Annotated in this window: 22 protein-coding genes and 1 riboswitch; of the genes, 10 read left to right on the forward strand and 12 right to left on the reverse strand. The window is 34.8% G+C overall.

The window, feature by feature from the left end:
• Positions 1-136 precede the first annotated feature (136 nt).
• On the forward strand, positions 137-595 hold the full coding sequence (locus BLV40_RS02390) for a YkyB family protein (protein ID WP_026590164.1): 459 nt from the start codon (positions 137-139) through the stop codon (positions 593-595).
• 30 nt (positions 596-625) lie between these two features.
• Here the strand turns inward: BLV40_RS02390 and BLV40_RS02395 are convergent, their stop codons facing one another.
• The gene (locus BLV40_RS02395; protein ID WP_051588530.1) at positions 626-1,246 is read right to left on the reverse strand and encodes a YkyA family protein; all 621 of its coding nucleotides are present in this window, start codon (positions 1,244-1,246) and stop codon (positions 626-628) included.
• 896 nt (positions 1,247-2,142) lie between these two features.
• Between BLV40_RS02395 and BLV40_RS02405 the strand changes: the two genes are divergently transcribed.
• Positions 2,143-2,376 (forward strand): phage holin, encoded by a 234-nt coding sequence (locus BLV40_RS02405; RefSeq protein WP_026590162.1) that lies wholly within the window; start codon positions 2,143-2,145, stop codon positions 2,374-2,376.
• A 28-nt stretch (positions 2,377-2,404) separates the two neighbouring features.
• Here the strand turns inward: BLV40_RS02405 and BLV40_RS02410 are convergent, their stop codons facing one another.
• Entirely contained in the window at positions 2,405-2,920 is a 516-nt protein-coding gene (locus BLV40_RS02410; RefSeq protein WP_170833599.1) for a hypothetical protein, read from the reverse strand.
• A gap of 542 nt (positions 2,921-3,462) precedes the next feature.
• On the opposite strand from BLV40_RS02410, the gene BLV40_RS02415 reads away from it, so the two are divergent.
• The 3 genes from BLV40_RS02415 (at position 3,463) to metE (ending at position 8,549) form a co-directional block, all read left to right on the forward strand.
• Positions 3,463-4,998 (forward strand): MDR family MFS transporter, encoded by a 1,536-nt coding sequence (locus BLV40_RS02415; RefSeq protein ID WP_090687311.1) that lies wholly within the window; start codon positions 3,463-3,465, stop codon positions 4,996-4,998.
• Between the two features lie 92 nt (positions 4,999-5,090).
• Positions 5,091-5,645: a PadR family transcriptional regulator gene (locus tag BLV40_RS02420; RefSeq protein ID WP_026590159.1), complete on the forward strand. Its 555-nt coding sequence runs from the start codon at positions 5,091-5,093 to the stop codon at positions 5,643-5,645.
• A 297-nt stretch (positions 5,646-5,942) separates the two neighbouring features.
• A riboswitch (cobalamin riboswitch) is annotated at positions 5,943-6,132 on the forward strand.
• Positions 6,133-6,260: 128 nt separating this feature from the next.
• On the forward strand, positions 6,261-8,549 hold the full coding sequence (gene metE / locus BLV40_RS02425; protein WP_090687313.1) for a 5-methyltetrahydropteroyltriglutamate--homocysteine S-methyltransferase: 2,289 nt from the start codon (positions 6,261-6,263) through the stop codon (positions 8,547-8,549).
• Between the two features lie 27 nt (positions 8,550-8,576).
• On the opposite strand, the gene comJ is transcribed toward metE, so the two are convergent.
• Together comJ and nucA are read right to left on the reverse strand one after the other, a co-directional pair.
• Positions 8,577-8,966, reverse strand: coding sequence for a competence protein ComJ (gene comJ, locus BLV40_RS02430; RefSeq protein WP_139265447.1), 390 nt, complete (start codon positions 8,964-8,966; stop codon positions 8,577-8,579).
• Between the two features lie 56 nt (positions 8,967-9,022).
• Positions 9,023-9,457, reverse strand: coding sequence for a DNA-entry nuclease (nucA, locus tag BLV40_RS02435; RefSeq protein WP_026590156.1), 435 nt, complete (start codon positions 9,455-9,457; stop codon positions 9,023-9,025).
• Positions 9,458-9,696: 239 nt separating this feature from the next.
• Between nucA and BLV40_RS02445 the strand changes: the two genes are divergently transcribed.
• The gene (locus BLV40_RS02445; protein WP_026590155.1) at positions 9,697-10,440 is read left to right on the forward strand and encodes a DUF3967 domain-containing protein; all 744 of its coding nucleotides are present in this window, start codon (positions 9,697-9,699) and stop codon (positions 10,438-10,440) included.
• Between the two features lie 232 nt (positions 10,441-10,672).
• On the opposite strand, the gene BLV40_RS02450 is transcribed toward BLV40_RS02445, so the two are convergent.
• On the reverse strand, positions 10,673-11,947 hold the full coding sequence (locus BLV40_RS02450; protein WP_090687316.1) for a sensor histidine kinase: 1,275 nt from the start codon (positions 11,945-11,947) through the stop codon (positions 10,673-10,675).
• A gap of 309 nt (positions 11,948-12,256) precedes the next feature.
• Here BLV40_RS02450 and BLV40_RS02455 point away from each other — a divergent pair, with 309 nt between their 5' ends.
• Both BLV40_RS02455 and BLV40_RS02460 read left to right on the forward strand, forming a co-directional pair.
• Positions 12,257-12,457, forward strand: coding sequence for a hypothetical protein (locus BLV40_RS02455; RefSeq protein WP_026590153.1), 201 nt, complete (start codon positions 12,257-12,259; stop codon positions 12,455-12,457).
• A gap of 100 nt (positions 12,458-12,557) precedes the next feature.
• Positions 12,558-13,721, forward strand: a complete 1,164-nt coding sequence (locus BLV40_RS02460) for an aminotransferase A (protein WP_090687318.1) — start codon at positions 12,558-12,560, stop codon at positions 13,719-13,721.
• 13 nt (positions 13,722-13,734) lie between these two features.
• On the opposite strand, the gene malR is transcribed toward BLV40_RS02460, so the two are convergent.
• The 4 genes from malR to BLV40_RS02480 all read right to left on the reverse strand — a co-directional run bounded on the left by malR (position 13,735) and on the right by BLV40_RS02480 (position 18,517).
• On the reverse strand, positions 13,735-14,757 hold the full coding sequence (malR, locus tag BLV40_RS02465) for a maltose operon transcriptional repressor MalR (RefSeq protein WP_026590151.1): 1,023 nt from the start codon (positions 14,755-14,757) through the stop codon (positions 13,735-13,737).
• 278 nt (positions 14,758-15,035) lie between these two features.
• The gene (malD, locus tag BLV40_RS02470; protein ID WP_026590150.1) at positions 15,036-15,878 is read right to left on the reverse strand and encodes a maltosaccharide ABC transporter permease MalD; all 843 of its coding nucleotides are present in this window, start codon (positions 15,876-15,878) and stop codon (positions 15,036-15,038) included.
• Positions 15,879-17,180 carry a carbohydrate ABC transporter permease gene (locus BLV40_RS02475; RefSeq protein ID WP_026590149.1) on the reverse strand — a complete coding sequence of 434 codons (1,302 nt, stop codon included), beginning with the start codon at positions 17,178-17,180 and terminating at the stop codon, positions 15,879-15,881.
• A gap of 77 nt (positions 17,181-17,257) precedes the next feature.
• Positions 17,258-18,517: an extracellular solute-binding protein gene (locus BLV40_RS02480; RefSeq protein ID WP_026590148.1), complete on the reverse strand. Its 1,260-nt coding sequence runs from the start codon at positions 18,515-18,517 to the stop codon at positions 17,258-17,260.
• A 315-nt stretch (positions 18,518-18,832) separates the two neighbouring features.
• Between BLV40_RS02480 and BLV40_RS02485 the strand changes: the two genes are divergently transcribed.
• The gene (locus BLV40_RS02485; protein ID WP_090687321.1) at positions 18,833-20,593 is read left to right on the forward strand and encodes an alpha-glycosidase; all 1,761 of its coding nucleotides are present in this window, start codon (positions 18,833-18,835) and stop codon (positions 20,591-20,593) included.
• 187 nt (positions 20,594-20,780) lie between these two features.
• Here the strand turns inward: BLV40_RS02485 and BLV40_RS29040 are convergent, their stop codons facing one another.
• Both BLV40_RS29040 and BLV40_RS02495 read right to left on the reverse strand, forming a co-directional pair.
• A complete protein-coding gene (locus tag BLV40_RS29040) occupies positions 20,781-21,296 on the reverse strand; it encodes a hypothetical protein (RefSeq protein ID WP_090687322.1) in 516 nt (171 codons plus the stop codon).
• Between the two features lie 33 nt (positions 21,297-21,329).
• The gene (locus tag BLV40_RS02495) at positions 21,330-23,006 is read right to left on the reverse strand and encodes an alpha-glucosidase (protein WP_090687324.1); all 1,677 of its coding nucleotides are present in this window, start codon (positions 23,004-23,006) and stop codon (positions 21,330-21,332) included.
• Between the two features lie 278 nt (positions 23,007-23,284).
• Here BLV40_RS02495 and ugpC point away from each other — a divergent pair, with 278 nt between their 5' ends.
• Positions 23,285-24,385 carry an ABC transporter ATP-binding protein gene (gene ugpC / locus BLV40_RS02500; RefSeq protein ID WP_090687325.1) on the forward strand — a complete coding sequence of 367 codons (1,101 nt, stop codon included), beginning with the start codon at positions 23,285-23,287 and terminating at the stop codon, positions 24,383-24,385.
• Between the two features lie 73 nt (positions 24,386-24,458).
• Here the strand turns inward: ugpC and BLV40_RS02505 are convergent, their stop codons facing one another.
• On the reverse strand, positions 24,459-24,935 hold the full coding sequence (locus BLV40_RS02505; protein WP_244525339.1) for an SDR family NAD(P)-dependent oxidoreductase: 477 nt from the start codon (positions 24,933-24,935) through the stop codon (positions 24,459-24,461).
• Between the last annotated feature and the right edge of the window lie 47 nt (positions 24,936-24,982).

The following is a 24,982-nucleotide window of genomic DNA, read 5'->3' on the forward strand; positions in this document are numbered from 1 at the left end:
TCACTATTATACAAAATAGTTGTTTTTTGTAACAATATTGCTTTAATATTGAAAATATATACAATCATTTTTTGTATATAATAAAAACTACTTTTATTTATGCTATAATAGTGAAAAATTAGAAAGGGGTCCCATCATGAAACCTTCACAGCCACAGTCTCATTCACACAAACGATATTCTATTGATCAATTGGCTCAATCTATCTTCATTGTAAACCGGCATGCCAAAGCTGCTACAAATCCTAAATATTTATATTGGTTGAAAAAGATCGCTTTAGAACGTTTAATTCGTGAAAAGAAAGCAATAAAAGAAGGATTACATTTCTCTAGGAATCCACGTTTTAGTCAACAACAATCTGATGTTCTCGTTCGGTTAGGCGACTATTTTTTCCATATCCCTCCTACAAAAGATGATTTCAATACTCTTCCACATCTCGGTAGCCTTGAATCTTCCTATAGAAACCCCAAAACAACTCTTTCTTTAGCAGTAGCAAAAAAAACGCTACAAGATTACATTGGGCCAGAAGCACTAAAACAAGAAAAAAAATTAAGCGAACCAATTCCTTGGTATCGTCGTACGTACACAAAAAAATAAAGCAAGTTTGCCTATAAAGGCCAACCTGCTTTATTTTTTGTCTTCTTTTATTTTAATGTTCGCTTGTTTATAAAATGCTACTTTTTCTGTATTATATGATTTTGTGTATTCATTGAACTTATCTTTTTCAGCATCAATATCTTTATACGATTGGTTCACTGTTTTTACTTTATCACTAATATCTTTTAATTTTGCTCCCTTATCTTGCAGCATTGTAAATAATTCTTTTTCTAATTTTAATGATTTACTATAATTATCATACATTTTCTTAAAAGACTCATGTCGTTTTTCGTATGTTTTCGTTACTTTATCCGCTTGTTCTTTTAGCTTACTATTCTCAATTTTCTTCACATATGTATCAACCGATTTTACTTCTTCTTGCGCTTTATTCAATGCTTCTTTTTCTTTATCAATTACTTTTCCACGTTCTGCTGTATTTTTCATTGCTTGATCTAATTTTTCTTTCACAGCTTGATTATTATCTTTTCCTTCCTGTACAATTTGACCGTATAATGTTTGGCCTTCTTTTTCCAGTTCCTCTAATTTTTTCGCGTCTTCAAACATCGGTTTTTCTTGCTTCGCAGCATTTTCAAATGCTACATATAATTCCTCTTCTGGTTTTGGACCGAAACAACCTGCTAATAATGTCATAGATAAAACTGCTACAATTGCTATTTTATTATATTTCAACTTCTTTTCCTCCTAATTAAATTTCAACGTTGCTTTTTATCTAACTCAACTTCTCCCTAATCATGAGCAAGCTGAATTAGGTTTTTCTGATCGGCTCCAGCTCTTGCAAGTGATGTAAAGGATTAAAATATGCCCCCTCCGCCGCGACAGCACAAATTGCATTAGCAATTATAATTAGCCGCCTGATTAAAGGCGATCGTCGGCTCCTCACGTCTATCATTCTACCATTCCCTTTCTCACTTTCTATCAATCTTTTTCTAATCCATTTTACACATTTTAAAAGTTCACTTGCAACAACTTACATATATTCTTTTTATTTCCTTAAAAGGAAAAGTGTAGAGTTTTCCCCCTACACTTTTTTAAATGAAAAAACATTGTGCAAAATGTATTGACACATCCATCACAATTATATGATGTTTAAATCTATTTTTAAAGACTTTTGTTACAAAATAATGCTTTTTTGTAACAAAAGAGAAAAAATTGTTACGAAAAAACTTTTATTACTCTATCTTTTTTAATCTCTGTTTTATACAACTGCACTCCGTCCTCCCAGAGAATCCATCGTCTAAGATAATAGTTGATGGCCTTTTGTATAATATAAACAGATCAAGCATCTGTACACATTGCATTGCTAACCATTTTGCAGCAGTCTCTACATTACTAATCAAGAAACTAGCAACTCTACCTTTATTTTTTATGCACTTTCTTCTTTTAAAATGATATATACTTCTATATCATTAATATTTTTTTACAAAAAAATGCACTTACCCTTCGTACATTTTCTCTCTCAAACTTGTATTCATTTTCTTTTCTATTTCATATATATAGTATATAACCATTATCGAAAGGAGAAGAAAATGTTACAAAGAGAAAACATTTCAGACATCATTCGCTTTTTTGCAGGATTTCTCTTATCATTAAAACTATTATTTGAATCATTTGGTCTTTCTTTTATTACAAATGACCAAATCGATGCAATCATAAATGTTGCTTCTTTCTTATTTATTTTATACTTCGGATATAAAAATAACTATGTAGGAAAGAAAGGCCTGGACCAAAAAGAATTACTAAAAAAGCATAATTTGCATTAAAAAAGGAACCCACGCCCGGGGTTCCTTTTTATTGTTGTATCAAAATTGCTTCTGTTGTTTGAAGCGGTCCATATAATCGGCCCATCTGCTGAAATGTATATGTAGCACGCAATGAAATACGTGATGGGATTTGTATACGTGATGCGTTTACCTGACAGATTAATTGCGCTTTTTCACCTGATGATAATTCATCAATACGCCATCTTACAAGTCGAAATAAAAACTCTCCTGCCCCTTTATTCGTTTGTAATGTATTGGGGATATATGCAAAATAATCCCGAATCATATGACTAACGATTACACGAGAAATCCCTTCGCTTCCTCTGTTTTCAACTTCTAATTGGACAAAAAGAATTTCATGTACATCATAAGCAATTTCTTGTGAAAAACTCTTTTCTTTCATACCGCGAATTTGTAATGTCACTGCTACATTTGGATTAGGCTGTTTTTTCGTAAATTCTTTAGAACCACCTTCCCTCCACATAACAGGTTGTAAAGACAACGGGAACACTTCTTTATCTAGATTTATTTCCCACATTTTCACAATAACAATTCACCTCATTCCAGATGGTATTCTCCGCACAAATTTATTGTGCTCTCCTAAATAATAAACCAGCCTTCTCCAATTCGTTCACCTTAAAACATTCTCTTATTTTCGCCCAATAAAAATATACGTTTTCAACATTTTTACCTTTCTCCTTTATCATATTCGGCAACGTGATGAAAAAACCATTTTAAATAGCTATAAAGTGAAACTTTAATCAGTGTGGAGTTCATCCCCACACTGATTATGATCCCTCACCAATTGACTTTTACGATCCGTTAATGCGAGATAAACTCCATCAGTCACTCATTTCCTTTTATTTCTTAAATAGTAAAAGCTATAAAATAAAAAATTTGCCTTTTAGTCAAATTTGACTATAATATGATGTATGCTTTCTATTCTTTATGGCACGAAAACACTATCTTCCCTTATAACAGCAACCATAAAATTATAGTGGTACATAATAAAGACAAGTTAAAGCACAAACTACTAATTAGATTTTCTTAAAGAACAGTTAATCTTATATAAAAGGAGGAATATATTTGCAGGAACAAACATCTCAAAACAAAGCAAGCAAAACAAAGTTTGTTGTAGCTGGATTATTACTTGGTATTTTAATGGCAGCAATGGATAATACAATTGTCGCCACTGCCATGGCAACAATTGTTGGAGACCTAGGAGGATTTGATAAATTTGTTTGGGTCACATCAGCCTACATGGTAGCAACGATGGCAGGAATGCCGATTTTCGGGAAATTATCTGATATGTACGGACGTAAACGTTTTTATATCGGCGGTTTACTTCTCTTCTTGCTTGGGTCAATTCTTTGCGGTACAGCATCAAGCATTGAACAGTTAAGCATTTACAGAGCAATTCAAGGAATTGGTGGCGGTGCCCTCATGCCAATCGCCTTCACAATCATGTATGATATATTCCCGCCAGAAAAACGAGGGAAAATGACAGGACTATTTGGAGCAGTTTTTGGAACATCAAGTGTATTTGGACCTTTATTAGGCGCTTATATTACGGAGTATATAAGTTGGCACTGGGTCTTTTATATCAATATTCCATTAGGCATTATTTCCTTCTTCTTTATCTCCAAGTACTACAAAGAATCTCTACAATATAGAAAACAAAAAATCGATTGGGCTGGCGCTATTACACTTGTAATAAGTATTATTTGCTTAATGTTTGCACTAGAACTTGGCGGTAAGGAATATGCATGGAATTCCAATATGATTCTTGGGTTATTTGCTACGTTTGCTATTATGCTTATTATTTTCTTCTTCGTAGAAAGACGTGCAACAGAGCCAATTATTTCTTTCCATTTATTTAAAAAACCTTTATTTGCAGCAAGTCAAGGTGTTGCCTTTTTCTATGGAGCGGCTTTTATTATTTGCACTGTTTATATTCCAATCTTTGTCCAAGGTGTTCTTGGGGGTTCCGCATCAAATGCTGGATTAATTTTAACCCCGATGATGGTCGGTTCTGTAATTGGAAGTCAAGCAGGCGGACAATTTGCTTCGCGTACGAGTTACCGTAACATTATGATCGTGTCTGGTATTTTCTTTATACTTGGTATCTATTTACTCAGCACTTTAACAATGGACACACCGCGTGTACTCGTAACAGTCTTTATGATTCTTGCTGGACTTGGAGTAGGCTTCTCTTTCTCTGTTTTAAGTATGTCTTCTATTCACAACTTAGAAATGAGAGACCGAGGTTCTGCCACATCAACAAACTCATTCTTCCGTTCTCTCGGCATGACTCTTGGTGTAACAATTTTTGGGACTATTCAAAATCATATTTTCACAAATAAATTAGAAACTATTTTCCCTCCAGAGTTGGCAAAAATGGCACCAAAAAGCGGAGATACAAGCTTTTTATTAGCACCACATGCTACCGAAAAAATCCCGCCTCAAATATTGGATGGAATTAAACAGGCGCTCGCAATATCTATTGCTGATACATTTTTCTGGGCACTTATCCCAGCTACTCTAAGTATTATCTGCATTACACTGATGGGGAAAGAACGTCTTGCAACTGGAACAAAGAAAAAGCAGAAACAAGTAAGTTAATACATGATAAAACGGAGCGGTATAACCCTTTATGGAAAGGGTTATACCGTTTATAATATGTATAAAGTTTAAATTACAGGAGTTGAGACAGCGTGAGTATGAAACTAGTCATTCTCGGCTTACTACTCGAAGGAGACAAACATCCATATGAAGTACAGCATACAATGAAAGAACGGCAAATGGATTGTTATATTAAATATGCAAAAGGCTCCCTCTACTACGCTTTTGAACAATTAGAAAAGCAAGGAGCCATTGCGGTTACAAACATAGTACGAGATACAAACCGACCAGATAAGACCATTTTCCATATAACTGAAACGGGAAAAAAGCTTTTCCATACACTGCTTTTAAAACAATTTGAAGCAAAAAATCATATATATAAGCCAATCTATTCAGCACTATCATTCGCTCATTTTGGTGATGAAAAAAAAATCATTCCTATTTTAGAAAAAAAGATGGATGACACGATTCAATATTTACATACGATGCAATCCATATACGAACATAGCAAAGAAAATGTTCCACGTGCACAACTTTATATTTTAAAAAGTGTTATCGAACATATTACTGTTGAATTACGTTGGTTAAATGAACTCCATAAAGATGCAAGTGCTGGTTGCCTTTCCGAAATTGGAACAGATATATAGTAGGCCTACTATTGCTTACCGTCTCCTCTACTGCTATAAGACTCTCTATTAATTAGATTCTTATAAGCAGTTTTTTATTTTATCCACGGGTATATATCTTCCAACCCATTCCTCTTCTTACAACTTCTTGTATTAAACATATTTTTGTAAAAGGCACTCCCATTATACACCTTATTATTCATAATATTTAGGATAACAATAATTTAAAACTTTAAAATATTCTTATTTCAAAACAGTAGACAAGATTCGAAAAATTATGTTAGAATTTGTTTCAATATCATATTTGCTTGTTAAATTCCTTTCAAAAGGAAAATAGGTACATGGAATTTCTTATTTCGTGTTTAAAAGGGAAGCTTGGTGAAATTCCAACGCGGTCCCGCCACTGTAAGTGCAGAGAATTCTTTCCTATACCACTGTGAAAACGGGAAGGTGAAAGAAATCGTATAAAGCATAAGCCAGGAGACCTGCCTATTTTAACAACACTGATAGACTCACGGATGATGATTAGGTGTTAGAAACGAGAAGAAAGGGTTATTTTCTGTACCTTTATACTTTTCGTCACATGCATTTCCGAGTAAACGGAAGTGCTTACTTTCAATTAGGGAGGAAATTTAAATGGCAATTCAAACAAGTAATTTAGGGTATCCACGCATTGGATTACACCGAGAATGGAAAAAAACGTTGGAAGCTTTTTGGTCAAATAAGATCGATGAGCAGCAATTTTCAACAACCATGAAAGAACTTCGTCTTCAACATGTCAAAGTTCAACAAGAAAAAGGAATCGATTTAATTCCAATCGGCGACTTTACATATTATGATCATGTGCTGGACACAGCCTACATGCTTGGCTTTATTCCATCACGTTTTTCTGAGTTTTCTTCGTATCTTGATGTATATTTTGCAATGGCACGCGGCTCTAAAGATCACGTTGCTTCTGAAATGACAAAATGGTTTAATACAAACTATCATTATATTGTTCCTGAATATGAAGAAGGATTAGATATTTCTTTAAAAGACAATCGACCGCTTCGCTTATACGAGGAAGCAAAACAAGAATTAGGTATTGACGGCAAACCAGTTATATTAGGACCTTATACATTTTTAAAATTAGCAAAAGGATATAAAGAAGATCAATTTGCTACTATTCTAAATCAACTAGTTGCACCTTATGTACAACTATTAACTGAATTACATGAAGCTGGCGCACGCTTCGTACAAATTGATGAACCGATTTTTGCATCTTTAACTAAAGCAGAAATTGTAGAAGCAAAAGAACTTTATGAAACAATTCGCAAAGAAGCACCACATGTATCTCTTATTCTACAAACTTATTTTGATAGCGTAGAAGAAAACTATAAAGAAATTATTACATTCCCTGTATCCGGCATTGGATTGGACTTTGTTCATGGTAAAGAAGGCAATGTAAGAGCTATTCTAGAGCACGGCTTCCCAACCGACAAAATCTTAGCATTCGGTTGTATAGATGGCCGTAACATTTGGAGAGCTGATCTTGATGACATTCTTTCTTTATTTAAAACATTACAGGACCGTGTTACACCAAAAGAATGGATTATTCAACCTTCGTGTAGCTTATTGCATACTCCAATTGATAAAACGGAAGAAACACACTTATCAGCAGAATTATTTGGTGCTCTTGCATTTGCAAATCAAAAGCTAGAAGAACTTACGCTTATTAAACGTGCAATTTCTGAAGGTGTGGAAAGTGTTAGTACTGAATTAGCTACTTACCGTAGCGCCCATGAAGCTATACGTTCTTCAGCTGCACGTAATCGTGAAGATGTAAAAACAGCACGTGCAACGCTTAAAGAAGAAGACTTCTCTCGTCCTCTTCCATTTGAACAACGTTATGCTTTGCAACAAGAAGCTTTACAATTACCGATACTTCCAACAACAACAATCGGTAGCTTCCCGCAAACTACTGAGGTTCGTCAAACGCGTAAACAATGGCGAAGCGGTGATATTACAAATGAACAATATGAACAATTTATTGAAAAAGAAACTGCAAAATGGATTCGTTATCAAGAAGAAATTGGACTTGATGTGCTCGTTCACGGTGAATTTGAACGAACAGATATGGTGGAATACTTCGGCGAACGACTTGCTGGTTTCTCTTTCACTAAAAACGGCTGGGTACAATCATACGGTTCCCGTTGCGTAAAACCACCTGTAATCTATGGTGACGTTGCCTTTATTGATGGGATGACAATTAAAGAAACTGCATACGCACAGAGCCTTACAAATAAAGTTGTAAAAGGTATGTTAACAGGCCCAGTAACAATTCTAAACTGGTCATTCGTTCGAAATGATATTTCACGAAAGGAAGTTTCTTATCAAATTGCATTGGCACTTCGCCATGAAATTGAATTACTTGAATCTTCTGGTATTCACATTATCCAAGTCGATGAGCCAGCACTTCGCGAAGGGATGCCATTAAAGGAAAAAAATTGGGATGCATACATTACATGGGCTGTTCAATCATTCCTTTTAGCGACTTCTTCTGTAGCGAACGAAACACAAATTCATACACATATGTGCTACAGTAACTTTGAAGATATCGTTGACGCGATTCGTGCTTTAGATGCTGATGTTATTTCTATCGAAACATCAAGAAGCCATGGTGAGTTCATTCATACATTAGAACATACAACATATGAAAAAGGAATCGGTTTAGGTGTTTATGATATTCATAGCCCTCGTGTTCCAAGTAAAGATGAAATGTATACCATTGTAGAACAATCCTTAAAAGTATGTGACCCAAAATACTTCTGGATTAACCCAGATTGTGGTTTAAAAACAAGAAGAACAGAAGAAGTTATACCTGCCTTAGAGCATATGGTTCAAGCTGCGAAAGAAGCTCGTTCCCTTTTAACAACAAACGCATAAAGAAAAAGCCACGATGTCGTGGCTTTTTCACTCTTTCTCTTCGAAAAACAATTCATATTGTATCTTGTACAATTCATCATCCGTTGGTTTCTCAAGCGGCATGGCTTGCATCACTAACACATATTCACCTTGCGAAATAGGAATATGTAAAGTGTTTGAAAGAATGCTGCGTATAAAAACACCCTCATTCCCTATCGTAAACGGTGCTGATATCGTTTTTATTACCCCTTCTTTTTCAATGTGCTTTCCTACAGATACTTCTATTTCACACGTATAATCAGAAATTGCCTCAAAAATAACTACACCTTCTGCTTCGACGTATCCTCTCTCAAAAGCTTCATTCGTCCACTCTACATAAGGCTGTTCCCCATCATAATTCATCACGATTAATTGTGAATAGGAAATTGTTAATTCCACAAGCGTCATCTTCCTTCTACTATTGACTTTAAGTAAAATCTCCTTACATTCACCTACTACTTCACTACAAATTTCACACGAGTACCATCCGGATATTTGTCTAACTTATTTCCAACCCAAGAACCAGCCCCTCTATTATCAGCTGGACTAATATATTCAATATGTGCACCTTTTCCTCCTTCTTTACACATTGCCATTGGCCATTCATCACGATCATATCCTTTTTTTGCTGGATATGGAGCTAGAGACAACTTTCTTCTATCAGCTGCACCATTTCGATCAATCGTACACACTTTAGAATGTCCTGCTTTGATCGCATCTGCAATATGTTTCCCTGTCTCGGGATAGCGTTCTTTTGGAAATTCTAAAACTTGATCATATGTAACTTCTTTCTTGCTCTTTGATTCTGTAGGTGAAAATACTTCATATACAGCAACCAAAATAGAAAGAATCGCAATAATTGAAATGATAATACCTTTTATTTGTTTCATAGATGTACCTCCGTTTTTCGATCCAATTTCTTTTCCTAGGTTATTATATCAAACATCCTCTCTATATGTTTTCAGACATTATTTTATCCCTTCCTCTCCTTTACGCCAAAAACATTCATTTTTATGCAACTTTTCGCTAATCATGTAGAAAACTTCTAGGCTTCCGACATTCTTTTTCAAAGGAAGTCCAAATAAAAAATGGAATTTGTACATACGATACTTTTTGGGGAGGAAATGTCATGGAAGCAACATATAAAACGAAGGATGTTACAAATAAAACAGGAATCCCGAAACACATAGTTCGAAAATATAGTCAACTTTTAGAACAACACGGTTATATGATTACCAAAACCGCTGATGCTCGTATATATAAAATGGATGATTTGAAGCTTTTAAAATTAATTCATGAACGAGCAGCCACTTTACAAGAAGATATTACAGAAACCATTCCAATTATTTTAAAAGAAAAAGACAGTCCACCTGTACCAATAGTAAAACAAAATCAAGAGGTACACGCGAAAGAAGAGGGCCGAAATTTTGAAGAATTTATGTTAAAACTCGATATGCTTGCTCAATTAAATGAAGCAATTATTCATCAAAACTCCACCTTAATCACACAAAACCGCTTAAAAGATGAAAAACTAGATGAATTAATGCAACAAGTTTATGTAAAAGAAGACCAGCAGGGAGAAATGCTGCAAGAGCTTATTGATCATGCAGCTCAAACAGATGCCTTGCAAAAAGAAAAAATGGACTTATTAATGAATCATATGTATAAGCGGGAATCAAAACAAGAAGAAAAAATGAACAAACTTGTCAATCATGTTTACAATAAAGATAACAATCGAGATGCACAGCTTATGCAAGTCATTCGTGAAATTCAAGAAACAAAACGACTCATCGCCGCCTCAAAGGAGCAAGGTTTATTTCAATCATTTAAAAATTTATTTATTCGAGTCAAGCCAGAAAAAACAAATGAATAAAGTACAACATTCGTCGTTAGCTTTCCATCATCAAGGTAGAAACTTTACACTCCTTTCACTTTTACGTATATAAATCCATTTTAGCTTTTCGACATATAAGTCACTCATGCAAAGAAGAAAAAGTGACCACCTCTATGCATGGCTGGATTCTCTCAACTAAAAAGAATGGGGTTATTTCGTTTTTTCACTTGAGCTTATGATAAATAAAAAAGTTACCTTCTATCGGTAACTTTCATTCCTTATTTCTAGCTGCTGGTAATGTAATAATTGCTTCTGTTCCTTTTCCACTCTCACTTTTATATTCCAGCGTACCATTATGTGCTTGTAAAATACTAAAAGTAACCATAAGCCCTAGGCCTGTTCCTTTTTCTTTTAATGAATAATATGGTTGTCCAAGCCTAGCTAACTGTTCCTTCGTCATTCCCACGCCACTATCTTTTACTCGTACCATAATGACACTATCTTTTTGAATGGCGGTTACTTTTAAATACCCTTTGTTTTCTTGAATTGCTTCGATTCCATTTTTAACGATATTCATAATTGCTTGTTTTAACTTTGTCTTATCGCCAATTGTATATAGGTTCTCAGAAATTTCAACTTGTAAATAAACGCCCTGCATAGCCGCAAATGAAGACATTAAAGTAGTCATTTCTATGAGTTGCGCTGATAAACATATACGTTCCTTTGTTTCAATTTGCGGCCTAGCTAAATTTAAGTAATCTGAAATAATTTGTTCAGCCCGATCAAGTTCAGCTAGTACAAGACGCATATATTCTTTATTCTTCATATCTTCTGTACTCTCTAATAGCTGAATAAAACCACGAACAACTGTAAGTGGATTTCGAACTTCATGCGCTACACTTGCCGCTAGCTCACTTACAATGTTTAGCTTTTCAGATTTTTGCATTTCTGTACGTAACAATGCATTTTCGTTTAAATACTCTGTTAAATACACTTGAAATACCATTGTCATAACCATAATAAGGGAAGCAAATATGTATCCACTATATAAATGCGACATAGGTGGCGTAAAGCCTACTCTCAGTAAAATTCCAAACATACTACATGCTAAACTGATCAGAGCGTACAAAGATGAAATAATAAGAGCTAAAATGAGTTTTTTCTCTCTTGGGAAAACAGACCACTTTTTTGATAATAATAAAGGAATAATCGCAATACATAAAACTTCTATTATCCGAAACCACTGTAAACCATTCAAAAACCATTCGTATATAACAAAGATAAAAGCTGGGATAACCCCTGCAATCCCACCATACAAAAAAGCACTAATAATTGGAATCGGATAGAAATTATAACCACACAAATCACCAAAGCAAATCGGATACGTCACAGAAAGAACAAGCGTAATACTAGATAAAAACATAATAAAGTAGCGATTGGGCTTTGGAAGCATATCTTGATAGCGATTTAGACGAATCGCTTCATATAAAAACAGTGGCAGAATAATGATAGCAACTTGGATCATTAAGTCACGGATTAGCTCCATACCCTTTCATCCTCTACATGTATTTTGATATGATTATATCATTTTACAGTCACTTTTGTTTTAAAATTTAGATTTTTCTTAACACATTTGTAAATCATTTGTGAATAAACGTTAAGAAATGTTACAACTTTCCGAAATGATTGTAAACCCTGTACCAAACTACCATGATGCAGTATACAATGAATACGGGTTAAAGAATAAAACAAAAATAGTCCAATATACGGACAACTATAACAACATGTAGCATATAATCCATACTATCTATGTTTATAAATAAGTAATCATTATTTTAGTAGGAGGAAGATAAATATGGCAGGAACTACGCTTGTTCTAAAAGAGGAAAATTTGGTTGTTCTCGAAAATGTGGAGAAATCAGTATACGAAGAATTGCAAGATAAAGCTGGTGAAGAAAATTGCACATGCGCTGTAAATGAATCTGTTGTATACCTTGGAAAAGTATCTTCAGTTCTTTGGAATGAAGATGAAATAGATTGGGAATATGGGTACTAAAAAGTCGCTTTAAGCGGCTTTTTTTATGCACTCTAAAGCGAAAATATAAAATTTATGATAAAATAAAAGAAATTTTGCAAACAGAAGAAAGGGAGACAAAATGGAACAATTCATTAACCCTAGAGTGAAGGATATCCAAATTTCTGGTATTCGTCAATTCTCTAATATGATTCAAAACTATGATAATCTCATTTCTTTAACAATTGGACAACCAGATTTCCCAACGCCTTCTTTAGTAAAAGAAGCTGCCAAACGAGCGATTACAGAAAATCATACAAGCTACACACACAACGCTGGCCTCTTAGATTTACGCAAAGCAGCTTGTCATTTTCTAAATGACAATTACGATTTACACTATTCACCTGAAAACGAAACCATCGTTACAATCGGTGCTAGTGAAGCGATTGATGTTACGTTCCGTACTATTTTAGAACCTGGAACAGAAGTTATTTTACCTGCCCCTATTTACCCAGGCTATGAACCTATTATTAGACTATGCGGCGCAACACCTGTGTTTGTAGATGTTCGAGAAACTGGATTTCGTTTAACAGCAGAAGCGATTCAAAAAGCAATTACAGATCAAACAAGATGTATCGTTTTACCTTATCCTTCTAATCCAACTGGTGTTACACTGTCAAAAGAAGAACTAACAGATATTGTATCTGTTTTAAAAAATAAAAATATTTTCGTTCTTTCAGATGAAATCTATAGTGAGCTTGTATATGAAGATAATCATATATCCATTGCTCATTTTCCAGAAATGCGTGATAAAACAATTGTTATTAACGGACTAGCAAAATCACATTCAATGACAGGTTGGCGCATCGGTCTTTTATTTGCTCCAAGCTATTTAACACAGCATATTTTAAAAGTCCATCAATACAACGTTACATGTGCAACTTCAATCTCACAATATGCTGCAATTGAAGCGTTAACAGCAGCAAAAGATGCACCGCGAATGATGCGTCATCAATATAAAAAACGCCGTGATTACGTATACAACAGACTGATTCAAATGGGTTTAACTGTTGAAAAACCAACGGGTGCCTTTTATTTATTCCCATATGTTGGAAATCTCGCATCTTCATCATTTGATTTTGCTATTGATCTTGTCAAAGAAGCTGGGCTCGCAGTTGTTCCAGGAACGGCATTTTCAGAGTATGGCGAAGGGTATCTCCGTCTTTCATACGCTTATAGCATGGAAACACTGAAAGAAGGCTGTGATCGTTTAGAAAGATTTTTAAAACAAAAAGCTAAGAGATAACACTCTTAGCTTTTTACGCATAATGATCACAAGTCTGACGTTTCAGTAATTTATGCGGAATAATAATGCATTTTGAAGTGGACTCAGAATGCTCCACCTTATCAACTAACGCTTTTGCAGCTTCATACCCTAATTGATAAATATTTACATCAACCGTTGTGAGCGGTGGACTTGCTATTTCAGATAATAAAGCATTGTTAAAACTCACAATAGAAACATCTTTCGGTACAGCAACTCCTTTTTTCGCAAGTGCACTCAGTACCCCAAGGGCAATTAAGTCGTCTGTTGCCATAATTGCTGTTGGTGGCTTTTCAAGACCCATTAATTCTTCTACAGCTTGTTGACCACTCTCTCTTGAAAAATCAAAATGTAAAATATATTCATTTGGCAACACGATGTCTGCTAATTTTAATGCATCGCTCATTCCAGCTAAACGATCCTTTGTAACAAGTAAATCAGAGCCGCCGCCAATAAACGCTATTTGTTTATGTCCTAGTGAAATTAAATATTCCGCTACTTCTCTTGCAGCTGTATAGTTATTATTATCTACATATGTAATTTCATCTTTTCTTTCGTACGGCTTTCCAATTAAAACAAATGGGAAATTTTGTTCATGTAAATATTGAATAATACGATCGTTTTCACGTGAATAGAGAAGAATAATTCCACCGATTTGACGCCCCTGTACCATCTTCACAACACCATTAAAAATTTCCTCTTCTGTTTCACCAGTTGACATATACAGCGCATAACCTTCAACATGTGCAAAGGAACTTATCCCTCGAATTACTTCTGGGAAAAATGGATTTTGAAATGCCTTACTTGCAGAACTCGGCATAACAAGACCAATTGTTTTTGTCGTTTGATTCGCAAGGTTTCTCGCATTTAAATTAGGATGATACCCTAACTCGCTCATTACTTTACGAACACGACGCTTAGTTTTTTCACTTATACTTGGATTATCAGCAATTACACGAGACACAGTAGATGGTGCAACATTTGCCTTTTTTGCTACATCTTTAATTGTAACTGTCATTAAATCTCCTCCTCTCTTCTTATTCTTCATTCATATCTATTATTATTCTGTACTCCACAGATATTAGGAGAAAACGAAAGCTACCATTACTTTATTTCATTTCTCAAAAAAAATTATATTAATGTAAACTAATATTCTCCCTCTTCATGTATTGTAAGGGATACAGGCTTATTTTCCTATACTATAATATACTATTTTTTTCACATCTTTCCCCTTACGATGTCATATGAACCCGAATTTCTCCTAAAAAAAGAGAAATGGGACATAATGTCCCATCCTCATCCTTTCGTACCTCCAGCTGTTAAGCCTGAAATAAAATATTTTTGCAATGATAAGAATAAAATAGAAATCGGTATTGCAATTAATACAGAGCCAGCTGCAAATGTTGTAAATTCATTACCAAATTTTTTCGCGACCATTTCATATAATCCAACCGCTAACGTATAGTTTTCCGGTGTGCGTAAAATGATGCTCGCTAAAATAAAATCTGTAAACGGACCGATAAAGGTAAATAAAGCTACTACTGCCACAATTGGTTTTGCAAGCGGCATAATAATTTGCCAAAAAATACGGAAGTGTCCTGCCCCATCCATACGTGCTGACTCATCCAACTCTTTTGGAATCGTATCAAAATACCCTTTCATAAGCCACGTATTCATTGGAATTGCTCCGCCGACATAAATTAAAATTAATGCAAGATGTGTATCAATTAATCCTGTTAATTGTGCTAATACATAGAGTGCAATCAAAGCTGCAAAGTTGGGAATCATTTGCAAGATTAAAAATGTTAACAAACCATTCTTTCTTCCAACAAAACGATATCTTGAAAATGCATAAGCTGTAAAACTAATGGATAGTACAGAGAAAATCATCGTTAAAACACTTACTTTGAGTGTATTTTTATACCAAAGTAAATAATTGCTTTGTGAAAGATCTAATAACTTTCGGTAATGATCTAACGTTGCATTTTTCGGAATAATACTTGACCCTGATAAACTATCTCCTGGATTAAACGATGAACCAACAATCCACAATAATGGATAAAAAATAATGACACACATTATGAAAATTACAAAATAACTTAATGAGAGACGTAACATCTTTTGTCGTTTTATATTCATTTACATCATATCCTCTTCTTGGAATGATTTTGTTCTCTTAAATTGCCATAATGCAACTGAAATAACGATTAACGATAAAATCATCGTAAGTGCCGCTGCTTTTCCATATTGTGCTGATGTCATCGTTAATTTATAAATCCATGAAATTAAAATATCTGTTCCTCCTGCATTTTGCCCAGACACAGCAGGTCCCCCGCTATTAAACAGATAAATAATACTGAAGTTATTAAAGTTAAACGTATATTGTGTAATTAAGATTGGTGCTGTTGCATATAGAACAAGCGGCAATGTAATTTTTCGAAATTGTTGCCATGCCGTTGCCCCGTCTACTGTAGCTGCTTCATATAATTCCCCTGGAATCGATTGCAATATCCCTGTGGTCATTGCAAAAATAAATGGGAAACCAAGCCATGTTTGGATAAATATCAAAGCACATTTCGCCCAAAATGGATCTGTCATCCAAGCAATCTTTTCGATTCCAAATAAAGCTAACACTTGATTGTTAATTGCTCCAAATGATTCATTAAACATACCTGCAAAGACAAGAATGGATACGAATGCTGGAACAGCCCACGGTAAAATAAAAATCGTACGAATTACTGCTTTTCCTTTAATACCAGGCTGATTCACTAATATTGCTAAGAAAATCCCAAGGGCTACTTGTAAAGTAGTCGCGACGAATGTCCAAATCACAGTCCAAGAGAATACACTTAAAAGCGTGTCTCTCCACATTGGTAATGTAAAAATATCAATAAAGTTTTTGAATCCAACCCACTCTACCAATTTTGCAGGAGGGGAATGATATAAGTCATAGTTTGTAAATCCAATTAAGATAACAAAAATGATTGGAAATACAACAACAAAGATTAATAGCAGAAATCCTGGTGAAACCATTAAATACGGAAAACCTTGATCTAATAAATTACGATATTGTTCTTTCACAGAATTTAAAGGTATTCCTACATCACGCTTTTTTCCATTTTGATAGGCATCATATAAATTAAAAGCATATATACCTAATCCAAATGCAATAACAATTAGTGCTAAAATCCCTTTCACTAATAGAAAAATAGAGTGATCCCGAGGAACTTCTGTACCGAGCGTAACAATTCCCCACAATCCTATATTTAATAAATCAGCGAATGCTACGACAAATGAACCTGTTAATACAAGAAAGATAAGACCTTTTAGATATTGTTTATTATATATTTGACCAATACCTGGAATAATTGACAACATCGCGGCTGTTTTGCGGTGTTTTGAACCGTTCACTTCCTGTGCTGGTTCAATGGATGTTTGCATATTTCTTCCCCCTTTTTTCTTCCCCTTGGAAGGAAGAGAATCCGTATCTCCCTTTTACGAGAGAGACGAATCCCATCTTATTTTTTCTTACTATGATTTGCTTCAATGTTTCCTTTAATTTGTTTTACAGCTTCATCAAGTGCTGCTTTCGATTCTTGTTTATTTGCTGCAACTAATTGAAGCGCATCTCCAGCTGGTTTCCAAACTTCTTGCATTTCTGGAATATTCGGCATCGGAATACCATTCTCTGATTGAACTGCCACCGCTTTTGCAGCTTCATTTTCTTTAATAATTGGATCTTCCATTACTGATTTAACAGGAGGAATTTCTTTCGTTTTTTCAAAACGGATTTTTCCGTTCTCTTCATTTGTTACCCACTCAGTAAATTTTGTTGCTAAATCATTCTGTTTGGAAAAGCTAGTTACATGCCATCCTTTTACACCCACAAAAGTTTTCATCGGTTGACCGTTTGGTAATTTTGGCATCGGTGCTACCCCATAATCAATGCCTGCTTTTTCCATCGCTTGGAATGCCCATGGACCATTCATTATAGATGCCGCTTTTCCTTCATTAAACAATCCATCTGCAGCTGCCCCACCAGATTCTCCAATAATTCCTTTTGGGAATAATTTTTCTTTATACCATTTTTGAATATATTCAGCACCTTGTACCGCACCACTATTATTTAATCCAATATCTTTCGGATTCGGTTTTCCATCTTTTTCACCAAATACATAACCGCCCATACCTGCCATAAATGCATTCGCAAAATAGAAGTTATCCCCTAATGCTAAAAATCCGTACTTTCCATCTTTCGTAAAGTCTTTTGAGAAATTAAAAAGCTCATCCATTGTTTCTGGTGCTTTTGGCATTAACTTTTTATTATAAATAAAGATTGGTGTTTCAATTGCTTTTGGTAAACCGTACATTTTCCCATCGTATGTTTCTGCCTGTATTGATAAATCTGTAAATTTATTTTTCACAGTATCATCCACTTTCACTTCTGAAAGTAGCCCTTCTGTTACCGCATTACCAATATGATCATGAGGCAGTGTTACAACATCTGGCCCTGTACCAGCTGGACCGTCGAGACGAAGTTTTTCTACTTGTTTCGTCATCTGAACCTCTACAACTTTTACTTTCACATTATATTTCTTTTCAAAACTTTTCACTGCTGGATCTAGCCCGACACCCTTTTTCTCATCTTCCCAAACAAGAAGATCATAATCTTTCTTCTCCTTGCTCGCTTCCTTTTTCCCTGAATCTTTCGGACCACATGCCGATAGCATACCGATCGCCAACGTTGAAATTGTTAATAATGATAATGCTTTCTTCACCCTAAAAACCTCCCTAAATTATATGTACTGATCCAACAAATGAAAACGTTTGCACTAACTAGTTTAATAGAAGCGCAAACAATCTTTCAATCTATGAAAACGTTTGCGCTATTTGTCTCTCATTATACATTCTTTTATATATTTTGCAAATATTTTATTTCTGTATTTTTCAGAAATAATTATGACATTATTCTTTCTTTCCATTGACTTTATATGAAATGAATACTACCCTTATAAGCAATATTAAAATTGTAACAAAAGCAATCGTTTGCAATATGTTTTTATTTATAGAGATATCAAAGGGGGATTTTCTATATGTTTAAAGAAGCAATATACCATAGACCAAAAGACAATTACGCATACGCTTATGATGAAGAAACGCTTCATATTCGATTGCGTACAAAAAAAAATGATGTGGATATCGTCTCATTTATTCATGGTGATCCTTATGAATGGCAAGATGGGAAATGGATCACAGCAAACATGCCAATGAAAAAAAGTGGATCAACAGATTTATTTGATTACTGGTTCATTTCAATCAAACCAAACTTTAAGCGCTTACGATATGGGTTTGAACTAAAAAATAATACGGAAACGATCATCTATACAGAACGTGGCTTTTTCCATGAAACACCTAATGGTGATGTGGGCAACTTTTTTTGCTTTCCATTTATTCATGAACAGGATGTTTTTAAAGCACCTTCATGGATAAAAGATACAGTCTGGTATCAAATTTTCCCAGAACGATTTGCTAATGGGGATCCTGCATGTAATCCAGTAGATACACTACCTTGGGCGAGTACTGATCCAACACCTACTAATTTTTTTGGAGGGGATTTTGCCGGAATCATTCAACGGCTTGATTATCTTGTAGAACTCGGTATTTCTGGAATTTACTTTACTCCTATCTTTGCAGCACACTCGAATCATAAATATGACACAATTGACTACATGGAAATTGATCCGCAATTTGGGACGAAGGAAACTTTCAAAAAATTAGTTATCGCCTGCCACGAACGTGGTATAAAAGTCATGCTAGACGCCGTTTTTAACCATAGTGGGTACTTTTTTGATAAATTTCAAGATGTGCTAGAAAAAGGTGAGCAATCTCGCTATATCAACTGGTTTCATATTCATGAGTTTCCAATCGTGACAGAGCCACTTCCGAACTACGATACCTTTGCATTTACACCCTATATGCCAAAATTAAATACTGCCCATCCAGATGTAAAAGAGTATTTACTCGAGGTAGGACGTTATTGGGTACGGGAATTTCACATTGATGGCTGGCGCCTCGATGTAGCAAATGAAGTCGATCATAACTTTTGGAGAGAATTTCGTAGTGAAGTAAAAGCAATTAACCCTGAGGTCTATATTTTAGGAGAAATTTGGCACGATGCTCTGCCATGGTTACAAGGTGATCAATTCGATGCCGTTATGAGCTATCCTGTCACCAATGCCCTACATTCTTATTTTGCAAACGAAACAATTGGGGCAAGTGAATTTATGGAACAAATTACAGCTTCTCTTCACTCCTATTCCATGAACGTAAACGAAGCTGCTTTTCATCTATTAGACAGTCATGATACACCGAGAATTTTAACAACCTGTAGTGAAAATAAAGATAAAGTAAAATTACTATATATATTCCACCTTTCTTTCATCGGTTCCCCATGCATTTATTATGGTGATGAAATCGGCATGGACGGCGGAATGGATCCTGAGTGCCGAAAATGTATGATTTGGGATGAGGATAAGCAAGATAAAGCATTATTTAAGCATATCCAAACATTAATTTCATTACGGAAACAATACAAAGCATTTGGTAGCCATGGGGCATTTCAATTTATTGAAGCAAATGATGAACAGGGTTATATTTCTTATACGAAGACATATGGAGAAGAAACAATCTTCATTGTTTTAAATCCAACAAACAATGAAATATCCGCCCCTATACCTTTTGATATCTCTAGTAAAAAAATCGTCAACCTATATACAAATGAAGAATTTTCTGCAGAGGCAAACTCATTACAGGTTACACTTCCATCATATGGATTTTCAATTTTGAAATGGTAAAATATAGAGTGAAATTTTAATCAGTGAGGGCTTCTTCATCCCCCACTGATTATTAGTTCTGATCAATCGGGCTTTTACAAAATAAAGGCTTGATCAAATTTTTCACATTATCTGTTTCCACTTGTTGTTTACGTCCGAAAATCATAAGTTTCTTTGTGCCTTCAGCCTATAGGGTGAAGTTGTGAATTCATTGTCTTTTTTCCTTTCTTGAAAGTTTAGGTTTCTTTTGAGACTGTGGTATGTTGATATGCCTTGAAGCCATGAATTGTTTTTTGAAATCAAAATAAAAATACAAATGTGTACCTAGAGACAAGAAAACAACTGAAAAAAATACGATTTTAGGAATTTTTACATCTTGATCTGTTATCTTCCTTAAGCGGGCTGTAAAATATTTAATCCAGAATAACACGGATTTATAAACAACAAAACCATATGCTATAAGCGATAAGATAAAAAATAAAGGTGACTCTAGCTCTACGAATTCGTATGCCAACTTTTGAACAGCTATAAAGCTGCAAATTGAGATACTGAATGCGACAAATCTAGTATATGGTAAATGTTGTAATTGAGGCTGCCGAGGCTTATAAATCAAAATCCAAATTCCCCATAGATTGCATATCACATAAAATGGAAGAGCCACGTAAGAATATATACTTCGCGGTGGAAAAAGGTAACAAATGAACAACACCCCTTTAATTCGCATGTTTAATATGCGAATTAAAAGGGGTGTTGTTCATTATCTTAATTTATACACTCTCGCTTCATATGGCCGTAAATCAATACTCTCAATTATTTCATCTTGCACATCATAATTGTGTATTAATAATTCTGAACTATTATAAGTTATCTCTTTCGGTATTTTAAATACACACTCATCCTCAGTAAAGTTCGCAATCACCAGTAATTCTTCATCTTTCCATTTTCTTATATAAGCAAAAACAGATGGATGATCCTCTAAAATCAAATCATATGTACCATACACAATGATTTCATGTTTTTTACGAAGCTCAATCAATTTCTTGTAGTAATAAAAAATAGAGTTTGAATCTTGTAATGCTTGTTCTACATTGATTTCTTTATAATTAGGGTTTAATCCAATCCATGGTTCCCCGGTAGTAAATCCAGCGTATTCCGTTGCATTCCACTGCATGGGTGTTCTCGCATTATCTCGCCCTTTTATATAAATCGATTGCATTACTTGTTCTTCATCTTCACCACTCTCTATTACTTTTTCACGGTACATATTCAGCGTTTCAATATCTCGGTACTTATCAATCGAATCAAAGTGAACATTTGTCATCCCAATTTCTTCTCCTTGGTAAATATAAGGAGTGCCTTTCATCATATGAAGTACCGTCGCTAACATTTTCGCTGATTCTATGCGATATGCTTTATCATTACCAAAGCGAGAGACCACACGAGGCTGGTCATGATTATTCCAATACAGACTATTCCATCCCGTTTGTTCTAAAGCTTTCTGCCATTTTGTCAAATTCTGCTTTAACGTAAGGAGTGAACACGGCTTTACGTCCCATTTCCCCCCTTCTCCAGAATCTAAATCCATATGTTCAAACTGAAATACCATTTGTAATTCTTGACGTTCTTCTGCTGTATAAAGTTTAGCTTCCTCTGTTGTTACACCTGGCATTTCACCAACTGTCATAACATCGTATTTTGACAATACCTTCTGATTCATTTCATGTAAGTACGTGTGAATGTTCGGTCCATTCATAAAGTATTGATGGCCTGAAACATAACCTTCTTTGTCTGTTTTCACAGTTGGTAATCCCTCTGTTTTAGAAATAAAGTTAATCACATCCATACGGAAACCATCAATTCCTTTTTCAAGCCAAAACTCCATCATTTCATAAACGTCTTTTCGTACCACTTCATTATCCCAATTTAAATCAGGTTGCTTTTTAGAGAATAAGTGTAAATAATATTCATCTGTCGCTTCATCATACTGCCAAGCAGATCCACTAAAAGCTGCTCCCCAATTATTTGGCTCTTTTCCCTCTGTACCAGGGCGCCAAATATAGTAATCTCGATACGGGTTATCTTTTGACTTGCGAGATTCGATAAACCAATTATGTTCATCAGAAGTATGGTTAACAACTAAATCCATCATTAATTTCATATTACGTTTATGCATTTCGTTTAATAATTCGTCCCAATCGTTCATTGTTCCAAACTCATCCATAATCTTTCGATAATCGCTAATATCATAGCCATTATCATCATTTGGAGATTCATAGACTGGTGATAGCCAAATAACATCTATACCTAGTTCCTGTAAATAATCAAGCTTTGAAATTATTCCACGAAGGTCACCAATCCCATCACCATTACTATCCATAAAACTACGTGGATAAATTTGATATACAACACTTTCTTTCCACCATTGTTTTCTCATCATGCTACCCCATTTCATTTTTCTTATCAAAAAATCCCAGGCGCAAACGTTTTCATTAATGAATGATAGCAGATTTTATAAGAATTGAAAATAGCGCTTACATTTTTCTCTTTTCATTTAGTCAGTTTACATAGATAAAAGGCTTTATTTATTAAATATTTTACTCTATTCATGAAAACGTTTTATTTTTTTGTATCATTTTTATTTATTTTTCAAAAACATTCGTTTATAATAAATTCAAAGAAAACGTTTGCATAATTTTTCTAGGAGGAAAAGTCATGGCAGAACTAAAGTTAGAAAATATTTATAAAATTTATGACAATAACGTAACAGCAGTAACAAACTTCAATTTACACATTCAAGATAAAGAGTTCATTGTTTTCGTTGGTCCATCCGGATGTGGAAAATCGACGACATTACGAATGGTAGCTGGACTTGAAGATATTTCAAAAGGGGAATTTTCTATTGATGGTAAAGTAATGAATGATATTCCTCCCAAAGATCGCGATATCGCAATGGTCTTTCAAAACTACGCTCTCTATCCACATATGAGCGTTTACGATAACATGGCATTTGGATTAAAGCTTCGTAAAATCCCAAAAGACGAAATTGATCGCCGTGTAAAAGACGCAGCGCAAATTTTAGGGCTTTCGGAGTATTTAAACCGAAAACCAAAAGCATTATCTGGCGGACAGCGTCAACGTGTTGCGTTAGGTCGTGCGATTGTCCGTGACGCAAAAGTTTTCTTAATGGACGAGCCGTTATCAAATCTAGATGCAAAATTACGTGTAGCAATGCGCTCAGAAATTTCTAAACTACATCAAAGGCTTGGAACAACAACAATTTATGTAACACATGATCAAACAGAAGCGATGACAATGGCTTCACGCCTTGTCGTTATGAAAGATGGAAAAATCCAGCAAATAGGTTCACCAAAAGAAGTATATGAAACACCTGAAAACATTTTCGTTGGTGGATTTATCGGCTCACCTGCAATGAATTTCTTCCGTGGTAAATTAACAGAACAAGACTTTGTTATAGATGATAAAATAACTATCAAAGTATCTGAAGGCAAAATGAAATTATTACGTGAACAAGGCTATGTGAATCAAGAAATTGTCTTAGGAATACGTCCAGAAGATATCCATGATGAACTTCTATTTTTAGAGGCTTCACAAGGCACAACATTTACAACTCAAATTGTAGTTGCCGAACTATTAGGTGCAGAATCTATTTTATATATGAAACTTGGAAATCAAGATTTTGCAGCCCGTGTTGATGCAAGACATACCTTTACACATGGTGATCAAATCAAACTTGCATTCGATATGAATAAGGCACATTTCTTTGATAGTAAAACAGAAAAACGTATTCGCTAAAATATCGCTTTTCTTCACCTCAAACAGATACAAGAAAACCGTCCGCATATATTTTTGGGGCGGTTTTCTATTATTATATTAGGGTTCCTGCTGCATAAAATGACCGTTTTTCCGCACTTAAAATACCAAAAACAGGTAAATTAGTTAGTGTTACTTCTTCTTGCTGTTTCATAAAAGATGACGTCAATTGCTTTATTTCTATCCAAACGTCATTAATACAAAGTATATTGGAATCGTTCTCTTGTTGACGTGAAAAATTAGAATCTATTTTATATAATCCAGCATTGTTAAAGAGCACATCAATACGATTATAAGCGTCAATAGCCACTTCGATAACACGTTGCCGATCTCTTTGTTTCGCCATATCATGGGTTACAAAAAGCGCCTCTCCACCTAATTCTACAATTTTCTCCGCTGTTGCTTGTCCATTTTCCTGATCAATATCCGTCACAATTACTTTTGCACCTTGTTCTGCCAACAAAAGAGCTGTACTACGTCCAATACCGATGCCACCGCCAGTTACAACGGCAACTTTTCCTGCAAGCTTCATCGTCATTACAACTTGTATGCGTTCACCTTTTTGTTTTCTCTTTTTTC

This window comes from Bacillus sp. 166amftsu (genome assembly GCF_900107445.1).
In the GTDB taxonomy this organism is placed as follows: domain Bacteria; phylum Bacillota; class Bacilli; order Bacillales; family Bacillaceae_G; genus Bacillus_A; species Bacillus_A arachidis.